The 14,886-nt window shown below is 73.9% G+C and carries 16 protein-coding genes and 1 pseudogene; 5 read left to right on the forward strand and 12 right to left on the reverse strand.

Annotated features, from left to right (window positions below):
- Positions 1–33 precede the first annotated feature (33 nt).
- The 7 genes and pseudogenes from HUT16_RS19620 to HUT16_RS38325 all read right to left on the reverse strand — a co-directional run.
- A complete protein-coding gene (locus HUT16_RS19620; RefSeq protein WP_176189430.1) occupies positions 34–1,209 on the reverse strand; it encodes a S8 family serine peptidase in 1,176 nt (391 codons plus the stop codon).
- Between the two features lie 135 nt (positions 1,210–1,344).
- Positions 1,345–3,747 (reverse strand): glycoside hydrolase family 65 protein, encoded by a 2,403-nt coding sequence (locus tag HUT16_RS19625; RefSeq protein WP_176189431.1) that lies wholly within the window; start codon positions 3,745–3,747, stop codon positions 1,345–1,347.
- The gene (locus HUT16_RS19630) at positions 3,744–4,490 is read right to left on the reverse strand and encodes an HAD family phosphatase (RefSeq protein WP_176189432.1); all 747 of its coding nucleotides are present in this window, start codon (positions 4,488–4,490) and stop codon (positions 3,744–3,746) included. Before HUT16_RS19630 ends, HUT16_RS19625 begins: the two co-directional genes overlap by 4 nt.
- A gap of 76 nt (positions 4,491–4,566) precedes the next feature.
- On the reverse strand, positions 4,567–5,034 hold the full coding sequence (locus HUT16_RS19635; RefSeq protein ID WP_176189433.1) for an SRPBCC domain-containing protein: 468 nt from the start codon (positions 5,032–5,034) through the stop codon (positions 4,567–4,569).
- Between the two features lie 63 nt (positions 5,035–5,097).
- On the reverse strand, positions 5,098–5,715 hold the full coding sequence (locus HUT16_RS19640) for an SDR family oxidoreductase (protein ID WP_176189434.1): 618 nt from the start codon (positions 5,713–5,715) through the stop codon (positions 5,098–5,100).
- A gap of 165 nt (positions 5,716–5,880) precedes the next feature.
- On the reverse strand, positions 5,881–6,351 hold the full coding sequence (locus tag HUT16_RS19645; RefSeq protein WP_176189435.1) for an NUDIX domain-containing protein: 471 nt from the start codon (positions 6,349–6,351) through the stop codon (positions 5,881–5,883).
- A 30-nt stretch (positions 6,352–6,381) separates the two neighbouring features.
- Positions 6,382–6,614 (reverse strand): annotated as a pseudogene (locus HUT16_RS38325) (XRE family transcriptional regulator); the annotation flags it as partial.
- Positions 6,615–6,717: 103 nt separating this feature from the next.
- Here HUT16_RS38325 and HUT16_RS19650 point away from each other — a divergent pair.
- The 4 genes from HUT16_RS19650 to HUT16_RS39805 all read left to right on the forward strand — a co-directional run bounded on the left by HUT16_RS19650 (position 6,718) and on the right by HUT16_RS39805 (position 9,667).
- Positions 6,718–7,935: a helix-turn-helix domain-containing protein gene (locus HUT16_RS19650; protein ID WP_176189436.1), complete on the forward strand. Its 1,218-nt coding sequence runs from the start codon at positions 6,718–6,720 to the stop codon at positions 7,933–7,935.
- A gap of 404 nt (positions 7,936–8,339) precedes the next feature.
- Positions 8,340–9,047: an NUDIX domain-containing protein gene (locus HUT16_RS19655; protein WP_176189437.1), complete on the forward strand. Its 708-nt coding sequence runs from the start codon at positions 8,340–8,342 to the stop codon at positions 9,045–9,047.
- A gap of 6 nt (positions 9,048–9,053) precedes the next feature.
- On the forward strand, positions 9,054–9,596 hold the full coding sequence (locus HUT16_RS38330) for an NUDIX domain-containing protein (protein WP_254897888.1): 543 nt from the start codon (positions 9,054–9,056) through the stop codon (positions 9,594–9,596).
- Complete coding sequence (locus HUT16_RS39805; protein ID WP_368662701.1) at positions 9,542–9,667, forward strand: hypothetical protein; 126 nt, start codon at positions 9,542–9,544, stop codon at positions 9,665–9,667. Before HUT16_RS38330 ends, HUT16_RS39805 begins: the two co-directional genes overlap by 55 nt.
- 139 nt (positions 9,668–9,806) lie before the next feature.
- Here HUT16_RS39805 and HUT16_RS19665 read toward each other — a convergent pair whose 3' ends face one another.
- Complete coding sequence (locus tag HUT16_RS19665; RefSeq protein ID WP_176189439.1) at positions 9,807–10,280, reverse strand: carboxymuconolactone decarboxylase family protein; 474 nt, start codon at positions 10,278–10,280, stop codon at positions 9,807–9,809.
- Positions 10,281–10,330: 50 nt separating this feature from the next.
- Here HUT16_RS19665 and HUT16_RS19670 point away from each other — a divergent pair, with 50 nt between their 5' ends.
- A complete protein-coding gene (locus HUT16_RS19670) occupies positions 10,331–11,761 on the forward strand; it encodes a PLP-dependent aminotransferase family protein (protein WP_176189440.1) in 1,431 nt (476 codons plus the stop codon).
- Here HUT16_RS19670 and HUT16_RS19675 read toward each other — a convergent pair.
- From HUT16_RS19675 to HUT16_RS19690, 4 genes are all read right to left on the reverse strand, one after another.
- Positions 11,749–11,928: a DUF6126 family protein gene (locus HUT16_RS19675; protein ID WP_254897889.1), complete on the reverse strand. Its 180-nt coding sequence runs from the start codon at positions 11,926–11,928 to the stop codon at positions 11,749–11,751. The two genes, HUT16_RS19670 and HUT16_RS19675, sit on opposite strands and share 13 nt — an antisense overlap.
- Before the next feature lie 34 nt (positions 11,929–11,962).
- Entirely contained in the window at positions 11,963–12,568 is a 606-nt protein-coding gene (locus HUT16_RS19680) for a helix-turn-helix domain-containing protein (RefSeq protein WP_176189441.1), read from the reverse strand.
- 184 nt (positions 12,569–12,752) lie between these two features.
- On the reverse strand, positions 12,753–14,486 hold the full coding sequence (locus HUT16_RS19685) for a pyruvate dehydrogenase (RefSeq protein WP_303392085.1): 1,734 nt from the start codon (positions 14,484–14,486) through the stop codon (positions 12,753–12,755).
- A gap of 74 nt (positions 14,487–14,560) precedes the next feature.
- The gene (locus HUT16_RS19690) at positions 14,561–14,818 is read right to left on the reverse strand and encodes a hypothetical protein (RefSeq protein ID WP_176189442.1); all 258 of its coding nucleotides are present in this window, start codon (positions 14,816–14,818) and stop codon (positions 14,561–14,563) included.
- Positions 14,819–14,886 lie beyond the last annotated feature (68 nt).

The following is a 14,886-nucleotide window of genomic DNA, read 5'->3' on the forward strand; positions in this document are numbered from 1 at the left end:
CGGGAGACTCCGGTGCCCCGCTCGGGCGTCCGGTCAGGGGGCCCGGAAGGCCGCCACCCCGTTCGGGGTGCCGAGTCCGGTCGGGCCGTCGTAGCCCGGGCCCGCCGTGCAGAGGTAGGCCGGGGTGCAGTCGACGGGGGTCGGGCCGGTGGTGACGTCGTGGAGGGCGGCGGGGTGGCGGTAGGGGAAGGAGGCGGGGCGGCTGTCGGCGGGCGGGGGGCCGGCGAGGGCGTAGGCGGCGGCGATGACCGGGGCGGCGGCGGAGGTGCCGCCGTAGGTGTACCAGCCGTTGCCGCCGTAGCTCTGGTAGACGGCGACGCCGGTCGCGGGGTCGGCGACGGCGGCCACGTCGGCGACGGTGCGGTAGTCGCAGCCGGGGTCGGTCTGCCAGGCGGGCTTGGGGAGCCGGCCGGAGCAGCCGCTGCCCGCGCCCTCGTCGGGGCCGGTGGTCCAGGCGGTCTCGCTCCAGCCGCGGGCGGAGCCGTCGGGGCGCAGGGTGGTGCCGCCGACGGCGACCGTGTGGGGTGAGGAGGCGGGGAAGTTGACGCCGTACCCGGAGTCGCCGGAGGCGGCGGCGATGACCACGCCGGGGTGGTCGAAGTAGCGGCTGTCGTAGTCGGCCGCGTTGGCGTTCTCGGTGGTGCCCCAGCTGATCGACACGTACCGGGCGCCGAGCGCGACGGCGGTGTTGACGGCCGCACCGAGGTTGCCGACGGCGGCGCTGTCGGCCTCGACCAGGAGGATCCGGGCGCGCGGGGCGATCGCGGAGACCATGGCGAGGTCGAGGGCGGTCTCGCCGGCCCAGGCGGTGTTGCCGCGGGGCAGCCGGGTGCCGCCGCGCTGGTCGGTCTTGCGGAAGCAGCCGGTGTCGGAGGTGCAGGCGGGGAGCCCGTAGTGGCGGCGGTAGACGTCGAGGTCGGCCTCGGCGCGCGGGTGGTCGTAGGCGTCGACGACCGCGATGGTGGCGCCCTCGCCGCCGTCCGCGGGCAGTCCGTACGCGGCGCGCAGTTCGGCGGGGCCGTAGCCGGCGTCGCCGTCGGCGGCGGCGACGGGCTTGACGACCCGCAGCGCGTCGCAGGTGGCGGTGTCGGCGCCGACCGGGGCGGTGCAGGTGCGGACCCAGCGCGGGGCGGCGCGGGCCGGGGCGGGGGCGGCGGTGAGGCCGGTGAGGGCGGTGAGCAGGGCGGCGGTGAGCGCGAGGGTGCGCAACGGGGCCTCCGTTCGGGACGGCGGAACCGGAGGCGGGAGGCGGGCACTCCCCGCACCCGCCGGTTCGCGGGGGTGCAGGGAGTGTTGACGGACGGTCGGATCAGTACACGTGCGCTCACCCGCCCGGCCGAGGGGCTACTCGGCCGGCAGGTGGTCGACCGACCCGACCTGGACGCCGGCCTGGCTGTGCCGGCGGGCGGGCTCCCGGCCGGGGGGCTGGGTGGGGCGCTCCTCGGGGGCGTCGACCCGGGCGGTGGGGCGGCTGACGGGCTTGCCGGCCTCGATCCGCAGCGGCTCGTCGTCGTGCAGGACCGGCAGCACGCTGCCGCGCCGCAGCGTGTACGTGGTGGTGGCGTGGGTGATGTCGACCCGCAGCAGGTGCTCGCGCACGTTCATCGAGAAGCACAGCCGTTGCAGCCCGGCGGGCAGCCGGGGCCGGAAGGAGAGCTGCTCGGTGTGGTCGCGCAGGCCGCCGAACCCGGCGACCAGGGCGATGCAGGCGCCGGCCAGCGAGGCCATGTGCAGGCCGTCGCGGGTGTTGCCGCCGAGGTCGTGCAGGTCCATCAGGGCGGCTTCGGCGGTGTAGTCGTAGGCCAGGTCGAGCTGCCCGACCTCGGCGGCGATCACCGCCTGGGTGCAGGCGGACAGCGAGGAGTCACGGACCGTCAGGCGCTCGTAGTAGGCGAAGTTGCGGGCCTTCTGCTCGGGGGTGAACACGTCGCCGCGCACCTGCATGGCGAGCACCAGGTCGGCCTGCTTGACCACCTGCTTGCGGTACAGGTCGAAGTACGGGTAGTGCAGCAGCAGCGGGTACTTCTCCGGCGGGGTGGTCTCGAAGTCCCACATCTGGTGGTCGGTGAACCCGTCGGCCTGCGGGTGCACGCCGATCTGCTCGTCGTACGGGATGAACATCTTGTCGGCGGCGTCGCGCCAGGCCGCGGCCTCCTCGGTGTCCACCCCGAGCAGCGAGGACTCGTGCCGGTACTTCAGCGCGGTGTTCGCCGCGTTCCACAGGTTGGACTGCGCCATCACGTTGGTGAACACGTTGTTGTCGGCGACCGCCGAGTACTCGTCCGGCCCGGTGACGCCCTCGATCCGGAAGTTCCCCTTGGCGTCGTGGTGGCCCAGCGAGCGCCACATCCGGGCGGTCTCCACCAGCAGCTCCAGGCCGTGGGTGCGCTCGAACTCGGTATCGCCGGTGGCCCGGACGTAGCGCACCGCGGCGGCCGCGATGTCCGCGCCGATGTGGAACGCGGCGGTGCCGGCCGGCCAGTACCCGGAGCACTCCTCGCCGCGGATCGTCCGCCACGGGAACACCGCGCCCGCCAGGCCGAGTTGGGCCGCCCGCTCGCGGGCCATCGGCAGCGTGGTGTGCCGCCAGCGCAGCGCCTGCTTGACCGCGTCCGGCAGGCAGTAGGTGAGCACCGGCAGCACGAAGGTCTCGGTGTCCCAGAACGAGTGCCCGTCGTAGCCGGGCCCGGTCAGGCCCTTGGCCGGGATGGCCCGCTCCTCGCTGCGGGCGCCCGCCTGCAAGACGTGGAACAGCGCGAACCGGACGGCCTGCTGGAGCTCGACGTCGCCCTCGATCTCGATGTCGTTGTCGCTCCAGAACCGGCCCAGGTACTCCTTCTGCTCGCTCACCAGCCCGTCCCAGCCGGTGTACCGGGCGGCGGTCAGCGCCGCCTCCACCTGGTCCCGGACGGCGGGCAGCGAGCGGGTCGCCGACCAGCCGTACGCCAGGTACTTGACCAGGCTCAGCTTCTGCCCGGCGTTCAGCACCGTGGTGGCGGTGATCCGGGCCTGGTCGTCGGAGGACTCGGCGGTGGTGTCGATCCGCTCCGGCCCGTCGATCACGTGGTCGATCGCGGCGGCCACCCGCAGCCCGGAGAACCGGGTGCGGTGCACCAGCACGCCCTTGGTGCCGTCGGCGTGCTGGAGTTCGGCCGCCAGCGGGGCCTCCAGCACCGCCGCCGCCCGCGGGTCGCCGTCGCCCGCGCCGCCCGGCAGCTGCTCGTTGGCGACCAGCTCGGACTGGATCACGATCCGCACCGGCCCGTCCACGGCCTCCACCGTGTAGTCGACCGCGCACACCGCCCGCTGGGTCAGCGACACCAGCCGGGACGAGGTCACCCGGACCGTCCGCCCGGCCGGCGAGGTCCACTCCGCCTCCCGGCGCAGGATGCCGTCCCGGAAGTCCAGCGTCCGCCGGTGGCTGCGCAGTTCGCCGTAGCGCAGGTCGAACGGCTCGTCGTCGACCAGCAGCCGGATCAGCTTGCCGTTGGTGATGTTGATGACGCTCTGCCCGGACTCCGGGAAGCCGTAGCCGCTCTCCGCGTACGGCAGCGGGCGCAGCTCGAACACGCCGTTCAGGTAGGTGCCGGGCAGGCCGTGCGGCTCGCCCTCGTCCAGGTTGCCGCGCAGCCCGATGTGGCCGTTGGACAGCGCGAACACCGACTCGGCGCGGGCCTGCCCGGGCAGGTCGAGGCCGTGCTCGCTGATCCCCCACGGGTCGACGGTGAACAGTTCGGACGGGCTCATCCGCGCTCCTCCAGCAGCTCCGCGAGGTCGTCCACCACGACGGACGCGCCGTGCTCGCGCAGTGCGTCGGCCTGGCCGGTGCGGTTCACGCCGACCACCGCGCCGAAGCCCCCGGCCCGGCCCGCCTCGACGCCCGCCAGCGCGTCCTCGAACACCACCGCGTGCTCCGGGGCCACGCCCAGCTCCTTCGCGGCCGCCAGGAAGGTGTCCGGGGCGGGCTTGCCCGCCAGGTGGTCGCGGGCCAGCGTGACCCCGTCCACCACCACCTCGAACAGGTCGTCGATCCCGGCGGCCTTCAGCACGTCCCGGCAGTTCGCGCTGGACGACACCACCGCGCGCGGCAGCTCCAGCTCGCGCAGCCGGTGCAGGTACGCCACCGAGCCCTCGTACGGCTGGACGCCCTGCTCGCGGATCAGCCGCAGCACGGTGTCGTTCTTGGCGCTGGACAGGCCGTTGACCGTCCGGGTGCCCGGCGGGTCCTGCGGGGTGCCCTCGGGCAGCTCGATGCCGCGCGAGGCCAGGAACTGGCGGGTGCCGTCCAACCGGGGGCGCCCGTCCACGTACCTGTCGTAGTCGCCGCCCGGGTCGAACGGCGTGAACTCGCCGCCGGTGCGGGCCGCTTCGGCCCGCAGGAAGGTGTCGAACATGTCCTTCCAGGCCGCGGCGTGCACCTTCGCGGTCTGGGTGAGCACCCCGTCCAGGTCGAACAGGAAGGCCTTGATGCGGTCCGGAAGTCCCAACATGCAGCCAGTCTCACCCGTCCGCGCCGCTCCATGCCGGTCATCACCCGGCCCGGCGCGTCGCATCCCGCGCGCGCCGTCAGTCCGCCTCCGCGTGCACCCCCGGGTGCGGGTGCGCCGCCGGGACGAACAGCGGCTGCGGGCGGCCGCTCTGCGCGTAGTCCTTCAGGCGGACGACCAGCTCCGCCCAGCGGCCCGCCGCCACCGGCACCGACGGGCCCGCGTCGGCGGCCCAGCCGAGGTGGCGCAGCAGCAGCAGCGACTGCCGCGCGCCGTCCGGGTGGTCGAAGAAGTCCCAGGTCACCGTCGTCCCCTGCCAGGACGGCGGGAACACCCCGACGCTGCGCCAGGCCACCCGCTCCAGGTCCGCGCGCTCCCGGCGCAGGCGCAGCGGCTGCGGGGCGTCCGGCACCGTGAACAGCAGGTCGTCGCCGTCCCGGTCCACCTCGGTGGTCCACCAGGACGCCAGCCCCTCGCGGCTGTCCAGCGCCGCCAGCAGCCGCTCCCGGGACGCCGCGACGTCGACCTGCAGGGCGATCTCGGCCATCGCACTCACCTCAACCACCACCATCCCGCCCGACCCGGCCTCGGGCAACCGCGCCCGGGGCGCTCAGGTGGTGAGCTCCAGGGTCTGGTGGATGGTGGAGGCGTCGTCCAGCAGCCGCACCAGGGTGTGCGCGACCTCGTCCCGGGAGACCTCCCCGAAGCGGTTCGGCGGCGGCGCGAGGTGCGCGTGCCGCTCGGTGGGCTCGTCGGTCAGGGCGCCCGGGCGCAGGATCGTCCAGTCCAGCGGGCGCTCCTTCACCGCCTCCTCGGCCGCCCACTTCGCCTTCAGGTACGCGTCGAACTCCGGCGTGACCGCCGGGTCGCCGATCCTGTCCAGCCCCATCGAGGACACCAGCAGGTAGCGCCGGACCCCCGCCCGGCGCGCCGCGTCGGCCAGCAGCACCGCGCCGGCCCGGTCCACCGTCTCCTTCCGGGCCGCCCCGCTGTTCGGCCCCGCCCCCGCCGCGAACACCACCGCGTCCGCCCCCGCGAGGTGCTCCGCCAGTTCCTCCACCGAGGCCGACTCCAGGTCGCACACCACCGGCCTGGCCCCCGCCGCGTGCAGGTCCCCCGCCTGCCCGGGGTTGCGGATCAGCCCGGCGACGGCGTCGCCCCGGGCGGAGAGCAGCTTCGAGAGCCGCAACGCGATCTTTCCGTGCCCACCTGCGATCACCACGTCCATGGAACCCGACGCTACCCGCGAGGCGGGGGCCCGGCATGCCGACAGAGGGGCCCGGGGAACTGCCCGCGGCGGGGAGCCGCACGTCGGCGTGGTCGCGGGAGGGCGCGCCTGCTCGTCCTGCGCCGCGGTCCTGCGAGGAGGGCGGGTTTCCCCTGGCGGCGACCGTCACCCGAGATGGGGGGTCGCCCGCCCCTCCAGGAAGTGCTGGAGCCGGAGCCGCTGGGTGTGGTGCATCGGCAGGTCCGCGAAGCCGCTCGGCGCCACGAACCGCAGATCGGTCGACTCGCCGGAGATCCGGAGCGCCCCGCCCGTGATGCGCGCGGTGAAGCAGACGTTGAACTGCTGCCGCACCTCGCCGTCCGAGTAGGCGATCACGTGCCGGGGATCGGTGTACGTGCCGACCAGTCCGGTGATCTCCACGTCGAGGCCGGTCTCCTCCCGGACCTCCCGGACGGCCGCTCCCGGCAGCGACTCGCCGAGGTCCATGGCACCCCCCGGCAGCGCGTACAGGCCGTTGTCGGTCCGCCGCTGGAGCAGAACGCGCCCCTCGCCGTCGGTCACCACTGCGGACGCCGCGACCACCAGCCTGTTCGGCTCGGGCGCGTCGGGGTCGTCGTAGAACTCGGTCCGTGCCATGTGATCAGCTCTCCTCCACCACGACTACCGGACAGGGGCCGCGAAAGCGTTGGCCCCAGGCGTGCGCGTTCACCGACACCTGGTCGTCTGCCCGATCCCCGACGTGCCGAGCAACGGTCGGTCGTGCATGAGGGTGAGCCCGCAACGGGATTCGATGCCGTGCCCGAACTTCTCTTCTTCCCCCGTCGCCTCACGTTCTCACTGTCGGGATCACCAGGTGCGATTCGAACGGCGCACCCTTCGGCAGCGCGTTTTCGAACGATGAACGTGCTCAACGGCTGACCCCGAACACGCTGCGCACGCCCGTCCCGTCCTCCCCACGCCTGCTACCCGCCGGAGGTGGCCGGCAGCCGTACCCTTCGAGTCATGGGGACTGTTCATATCGGTGACCGCATGAGGAAGTTGCGCAGGGATGCCCGACTGAGCCAAGAAGGGCTCGCCATCAAAGCGGGGGTCCATGTCGACGTGGTGCGGAGGCTGGAGCAGAAGCGTAAGCACTCCGCACGGCTGCCCACTCTGCACGCGTTGTCGCGCGCGCTGGGGGTGGAGCTTGCCGCGCTGATCGGCGACCCGCCCGCGGTGCCGTCCACCGGCGACGCCGAGCCGGCGGGCCTGGTCGCGGTGCGCCGCGCGATCATGCCTCCGATGTTCGCCCCACCGCCGGTCAGGGACGAGGCGGACAACCTCTCTGTGGACCTGCTGCGGCAGGAGATCGCGGAAGCCTGGTCGCTCTACCACGCAGCGGATTTCGGGCGGGTGATGGAGCTGCTGCCCGACACCATCGCGGACGCCCGGCTGGCGGCTGCGGTAGGGGCTGGGCGTGGTCGTCTGGCAGGACAGCACGCTTTGGGCAAGGCACTGCAGTTGGCGGGGCACCTGGCCATCCGGCTGGGGAAAACGGATCTCGGGCTGACCAGCCTTGAACGGGCCGTAGCCGCAGCCGACGCCGCGGAAGACCCGCTGCTGACAGCGATGATGTGCAACTCGATCGCCTGGGCCTACCAGCGCCAGAACAGATTGGACGACGCGCAGCACCTTGCCGTGGCCGCGGCCGATTCGGTCGAACGGGACCACCTCATGGCAAGCGCCGAACACCTGCGGGTATGGGGCGGCCTGATCATGTCGGCGGCGACCAGCACCGCCCGCAACGGCGACTACACCGGGGCCGCAGACATGATGGTGGCCGCCGAGAAGTCGGCCGCCCGTGTGCCGAAGCTCCCCGCATCCGGAGACGGCCGGATGGTGTCCGTGTTCAGCCGGTCCTCCGTCCGCATTGAACGAGTCCGGCTAGCGGTCCAACATGCCCGTCCCGAAGAGGCGTTGACGCTGGCACGAGGGTTGCGGCTCTCCGCAGACACTCCCACGTCCTGGCGAACCTGGTTGCTGCTCGACGTGGCCAGGGCCTACACCGATTTGGGGAACTCGACCGAAGCGGTAGCCGCTCTGACGAAGCTCAACCGGGTGGCTCCGGGCTGGATACGGCACCACACCCTGGCAGTGGCGATCGTGACCGACCTGCTGGCGGGCCCCGAGAATCCACCAGGACTGCGCCAACTGGCCCGTCAGCTCAACCTCGCTGATTAAGCGTCAAAAAGTAGGACGCTACGCCCCTGTCCGCTCTCCGGCCGCTACGGAAGTCTCTGTCTCTGTTCACGGAGAGCTTTCGTGGTCCGGGGAGGCCCGCATGTACACCGCACTCGATCAGTTCCGCCAACAGGGCCGAGCCGCCGCACAGGACGTCGGCCGCAGACCGCTGGACGACTACGACCCGCAGGTGAGCGCGCGGGTCCGGGCCGGACGGGCGATCGGCTGGGGTGCCGGGGTGAGTCCGAGGACGGCGCCCGGTGCGGGACGGTCCCCGTCGAACTCAACGACCTTGTAAAGGTCCAGGGTTGGGTGCGCATGCACATGATGCGCCACCTGGACCGCCGGCCGTTCCGCATGATCGCGGACGTGCCGATGGTGGCGGTTCCGGAGGTGGAACCCGAATGACCAAGGCGACGCCGACGGCAGGCGCACTGGCGCTCGGGGTGTGCGCCGGACCCGGACCGCTTTGCGCGACGGAGCCGCCCTCCGTGACGGCGGAAATCCTCCGAGTCGGACACATGGACATGCAACTCTCATGCAAGGAGCTTCAGTTGGAGAAGCGTGGTTTGCGCGGTCAGGTGTTACCGCGGCGGAGCAGGGGCCCGGCGCGGTATCTGATCGGTGAGCGCTCGTGGCGGAGTGTGGGTGTTTCGGTGCTGGTGGTCAGTGCGGACGGTGCGGTGCTGCTGGTGCGGCCGGTCGGGGAGGAGTACCCCGTGCTGCCCGGGGTGCGGGTCGAGCCGGGTGAGCAGTTGGCGGAGGCCGCGGCTCGGGTGTTGCGGGAGTTGGTCGGGTTGGGCGGTGCGCCGACGCATTCGCTGGGGTTGGGGTGGGTGGAGGAGAGCGTCAAGGACGCGCACTACGTGTGCGACGGCGGGACGGTGGCCTCCGAGGCGGTCTTCACGCATCCGGTCCCGGCGGGGGCCCGGGATGCGGTGGACCGGATCGTGTGGGTGCCCTCGGAGTCGCTGGGCCACGAGGTGCACCCGGCGGCCGTCGCCCATCTCCGGGTCGTCCTCGATGCGCGTGAGCGCGGCTACCGGCGGCCCCTGCCGCTGCTGTCCGTCGTGGAACCGGCGGGCGCCGTGCCGCTCGGTGCGGGGAGGTGAAGGGGGGTGGCTCCCGCTCCCGGGCACCCGATGACGTCCTACGTGCTGTGCACCGATCCGGCGTCGCGCCTGCTGATCGTGCGGGCGGCCGGGGTCGGGACGTGGCACCTGCCGGGCGGGGTGGTGGAGGTGGGCGAATCCCCGCTGGATGCCGTCCGTCGTGAGGTGCGCGAGGAACTCGGCCTGGTGCTCGACCTGCTGCCCGACGACCTGTTCGGCATCGAGTGGGCGCAGGCCCGCCGCGAGGGCGCCCGGGACCGGGTGGTGTTCCTGTGGTCCGGGCCGATGCTCAGCAGCGCCGACACCGACCGGATCGAGCTGGAGCGGCGGGAGTTGGCCGCGTGGTGCTGGGCCGACCGAAACGACGCCCGCCGACTCCTGCACCCCGCCGTCGCCGCCCGGATCCGCTCGCCCCTCCACTGGCCCGGAAGCGTCGCCTATCAAGAGACCCGAACCGAAACTCCGTGGCGACGGCCGAGCACCCCGCCCGACCCTTGCGGATCGGCACCCGTAGTTCGCCGCTCGCCCTCGCGCAGACCGACATGGTGATCGCGGCGCTGCGCGAGCGTGCCCCCGCCCTGGCGGCCGAAGCGGACTCGCGGCAGGGCGACTTGGCGTAGCTCGGCGACAGGCCCCGCCGCCTCGGGGCCCGCGGCGCAGCCGAGCTCCTCCGCCAGGGCGCGCGCGAGATCGTCGCCGGTATCCCGCACTGACCGACCTCGGCCCGGCCCCGGACGCCCGAGTGGCGGCGCGCCGTGCTCAGGGCCTGGGCGCGGGCGTCAGCCGGGTCGTCACGCCCACCCGGTTGAGGGCGTTGATCGCGCAGATCAGGCCGATCAGGTGGGCCAGTTCGGTCTCCGAGAAGTGCTTCGCGGCCTCGTCGAACACCGTGTCCGGGACGCGGGTCCCGGCGACCAGGGTGACGGACTCGGTCAGGGCCAGCGCGGCGCGCTCGCGGGCGGTGAAGTAGGGGGTCTCCCGCCAGGCGGCGAGGGCGTCGAGGCGGTGGTCGCGCTCGCCGTTCGCGCGGGCGTCGCCCGCGTGCTTGTCCAGGCAGTACGCGCAGCCGTTGATCTGCGAGGCGCGCAGGTTGACCAGTTCGGTGAGGACCGGGTCGCCGAGGCCCTCGATCGCGGCGCGGGAGGCCCCCAGCAGGGAGCGGTGGAAACCGGGGGCGCGGTCGCGCAGCGAGATGCGGAGGGCGGGGGCGGGAACGGTGGGGTCGTGGGTCATACGGCCCACCGTAGGCGCGCGGTGGACCGGTGGCGTGGTTCATTTGCGGGATGGATTCCTGGGCCACTTTCGGCGGCGACCTGCACCTCGACCTGGACGCCGGGCGCTCCCGCGGCCTGGGCCTGCGCGCCGCCCTGGAGGACGCGCTGCGCACCGCCGTCCGCGACGGCCGACTCGCCGCCGGGACGCGGCTGCCGTCCTCCCGGGCGCTCGCCACCGACCTGGGCATCGCCCGCAACACCGTCGCCGAGGCCTACACCCAGCTCGCCGCCGAGGGCTGGCTCGCCTCCCGGCAGGGCTCCGGCACGGTGGTCGCCGAGCGCGGCCCGCAGCCGGGCCCCGCCGCGCCGCCGCCCGGCCTGCCCGCACCGTCCGTGCCCGTGCACGACCTGAAGCCCGGCTCGCCCGACCTGAGCCGCTTCCCGCGCACCGCCTGGCTGGCCGCCGCCCGCCGGGCGCTGGCCGTCGCCCCGCACGAGGCGTTCGGCTACGGCGACCCGCGCGGCCGGATCGAACTGCGCCGCGCCCTGGCCGACTACCTGGCCCGGGCCCGCGGCGTGCGCACCGACCCCGAACGGCTGCTGATCTGCACCGGCTACCTCCAGGGCCTCGGCCTGCTCTGCGCCGCGCTGCGCGAACACGGCCTGGCCGCCGTCGCGGTGGAGGAGTACGGCCTGCCGTCGCAGCACGCCGCGATCACCGCCCGCGGCCTCGCGCTGCGCCCGCTGCCGCTGGACGAGGGCGGCGCGCTGACCGACCGGCTCGCCCGCACCGACGCCGGGCTGGCCGTGCTCACCCCCGCCCACCAGTTCCCCACCGGCGTCCCGCTGCGGGCCTCCCGGCGGGCCGCCGCGGTCGACTGGGCCCGGCAGAGCGGCGGCTACCTGCTGGAGGACGACTACGACGGCGAGTTCCGCTACGACCGGCACGCGATCGGCGCCGTGCAGGCCCTCGACCCCGAGCGGGTGGTGTACGCGGGCACCGCCGCCAAATCGCTCGCCCCCGGCCTGCGGCTGGCCTGGCTGGCGCTGCCCGCCGCCCTGGTCGAGCCGGTGGCCCGGCACAAGCGGCTGGCCGACGGGCAGAGCGGCGCCCTGGAACAGCTCACCCTGGCCGAGCTGATCGGCTCCGGCGACTACGACCGGCACGTCCGGCGCAGCCGGCACCTGCTGCGCCGCCGCCGCGACCGGCTGGTCGAGGTGCTCGCCGAACGCGCCCCCGCGGTGCGGGTCACCGGCCTCAACGCGGGCCTGCACGCCGTCCTGGAACTGCCCGCGGACGGCCCCGGCGAGGACGAACTGCTGCGGCGGGCCCGCCGCGCGGGCCTCGCCCTGAACACCCTCGGCCGGAGCCTGGCGCCCGGCGCGGCCCCCGGGCCCGGGCGGCCCCCCGGGCTGGTGATCGGCTACGGCACGCCGCCCGAGCACGCCTTCGAGGCCGCGCTCGACGCGCTGTGCGCGCTGCTCGCTCAGCCCTTGTGACTGCCCACGTAGAACAGCAGGAACAGGAAGGCCACGAAGACGTGGCCCGAGACGATGTAGATCCACACTCGGATCCACACCCGGTTCGAGGCGCGGTAGCCCGCGTCGATGGTCTCCGCGTACTTCGGGACGGGGGCGTGCTGGGCGGGCTTTCCGGTGTCGGTCACGGCGCGGTCTCCTGACGTGGAGGTGGTGGTGGGGCTACAGGCGCGGGGCGTCGCCCAGGCACAGGTCGCCGCCGGGGCTCTGCACCAGCGTGTGGACGAAGATCAGGTCGAGGCCGGCGGCGGAGTCCGCGGCGATCACGTGCGGCGTCATCGAGTCGAAGTGCGCCGAGTCGCCCTCGTCCAGGAAGTGGACCCGGTCGCCCAGCACCAGCTTCATCCGGCCCGCGGTGACGTACAGCCACTCCTCGCCCGGGTGCACCCGCACCACCGCGTCCTGTGTGCTCGGCGGCACGTGCACCCGCAGCGCCTGCATCGCCCGGCCCTGCGCACCGGCCCGCCGGTACCCCCAGCCGCCGGCCCGGCCCGGTTCGATCCGCCCGCCCCGGATCACCGGGTCGGGCTCGCCGGGCTGCTCGCCGAGCAGCTCGGACACGTTCGTCCCGTACGCCCGGGCCAGGCCCAGCAGCACCGGCAGCGAGGGCTGCCGGCGCCCGGTCTCCAGGCGGGACAAGTAGGCTGGCGAGAGGCCCACCCGGGCCGCTGCGACCTCCAGCGTCAAGCGGCTGGAGACCCGCTGCTCCCGCAGTCGCGCACCGAGGCCCGCGACCTCCTGGTCCTCGTCGAGGGGGCTGTCCGTCATGGGACCAGTGGACACCCTCCCTGCCTGCGAGGCAACAAACTTGCCCCATAGGCAAACTCGCCCGCCCCCGGTCTCCGGCCCCCCAGTCTCCCGCCCCCGCGCCCGCGGCACCAGGGCCGACCGGCCCCGCCTCCCGCCCCCGGCACCCGCGCCGGAAGGGCCGCTCAGGATCGCCCGGAGCCGTTCAGGGCCGGGGGATGTTGCGCAGGTTCGAGCGGGCCAGGTCGAGCATCTTGCCGACGCCGCCGGTCAGTACGGTGCGCCCGGCGGCCAGGGCGAAGCCCTTGACCTGGGCGGCGGTGATGTGCGGCGGGATGGAGAGGGCGTTGGGGTCGGTGACCACGTCGACCAGGGCCGGGCCGGGGCGGTCCAGGGCGTCGGCCAGCACCTCGCGGACCTTCGCCGGGTCGGTGACCCGCTTGGCGGGGATGCCGCAGGCGCGGGCGATCGCCGCGTAGTCCACGTCGCCGTTGTCGATCTCGGCCTCGGGGTAGCCGGAGACCAGCATCTCCAGCTTGATCATGCCGAGCGCCCCGTTGTTGAACACCACGGTCTTCACCGGCAGCCGGTACTTCGCCACGGTGAGCAGCTCGCCGAGCAGCATGCCGATCCCGCCGTCGCCCGACATCGACACCACCTGCCGTCCGGGGAAGGCGAGTTGGGCGCCGATCGCGTGCGGCAGCGCGTTCGCCATCGAGCCGTGCAGGAAGGAGCCGATCACCCGGCGGCGCCCGTTGGGGGTCAGGTAGCGGGCGGCCCACACGTTGCACATGCCGGTGTCGACGGTGAACACCGCGTCCTCGGCGGCGACTTCGTCGAGCACCGAGGCGACGTACTCGGGGTGGATCGGCCGGTGCTTCTCGATGCCCTTGGTGTAGGCGCCGACCACCGTCTCCAGCGCCTTGCAGTGCCGGTCCAGCATCCCGTCCAGGAAGCGGCGGTCGGTCTTGCGCTCCAGCAGCGGCAGCACGGCCCGCAGCGTGGCGGCGACGTCGCCGTGCACGGCGAGTTCCAGCGGGGTGCGGCGGCCGAGCCGGGTCGCGTCGTGGTCGACCTGGACGGTGCGGGCCTGCGGGAGGAAGGAGTCGTAGGGGAAGTCGGTGCCCAGCAGCAGCACCAACTCGGCCTCGTGCAGCGCCTCGTGGCAGGCGCCGTAGCCGAGCAGGCCGCTCATCCCGACGTCGTACGGGTTGTCGTACTGCACCCACTCCTTGCCGCGCAGCGAGTGCCCGACCGGGGCGTTCAGCGTCTCGGCGAGGTGCATCAGCTCCTCGTGCGCGCCGCGGGCGCCCGCGCCGGCGAACACCGTCACGGTGCCGGCCGAGTTGAGCGCCTCGGCGAGGGCTTGCACCTGGGACCAGGGCGGGGCGGCCACCGCCTGCTCGGTGAGGAAGCTGCTGCTGCCGGTGGGCGAGGGCGCGGCGAGCGCGGCGACGTCGCCGGGGAAGACCAGCACCGAGACGCCGGGGGAGCCCAGCGCGTGCTGGATGCCGACCCGCAGCAGCCGGGGCAGCTGGGCCGGGTTGGAGAGCAGCTCGCACCAGGAGCTGCAGTCGGTGAACACCCGCTCGGGGTGGGTCTCCTGGAAGAAGCCGGTGCCGATCTGCCCGGACGGGATGTGCGAGGCCAGCGCCAGCACGGGCACGCCGCTGCGCTGGGCGTCGTACAGGCCCTGGATCAGGTGGGTGTTGCCGGGGCCGCAGCTGCCCGCGCAGACCGCGAGCCGCCCGGTCAGCTCGGCCTCGGCGGCGGCCGCGAACGCCCCGGCCTCCTCGTTCCTGACGTGCACCCAGGAGATGCCCTCGGCGCGGCGGATCGCGTCGACGACCGGGTTGAGGCTGTCGCCGACCACCCCGTAGACCCGTTCGACCCCGGCCTGCCGGAGCACCTCCACCATCTGGTCGGCCACGCTGCCCACGGGATCACCTCACGCCAGGAACCACGGAAGAAACGGACATCCGCACCATAACGGCTCGGGTGTCCGGGTCGTGGCTACCGCCCGTCGACGGTCGTGCCGAGGGCCTCGCAGGCGCCGGTGGCGGAGTCGGTGAGCGGGCCGACCACCGGGTACTGGGCCAGGTCGCGGTGGCACAGCTCGGCGGTGGACGGCAGGGCGCCGTGGTAGCCGGTGTCCAGGCCCTGGGCCTGGCCGAGGCCGCCGGCCTGGGCGATCGGGGCGGCCTGGGCGGGCGCCTGGGCGAGGGCGATCCCGGCCAGGGACAGGGCGGCGAGGGCGGTGAGCTTCTTCATGGCAGGTGCAACGAGCGCCGCCCCCGCCCGGTCACGTGGATTGACCCGGCGGGGGCGGTCCGGAGACG

The sequence above is a fragment of the Kitasatospora sp. NA04385 genome (genome assembly GCF_013364235.1).
Classification (GTDB): Bacteria; Actinomycetota; Actinomycetes; order Streptomycetales; family Streptomycetaceae; genus Kitasatospora.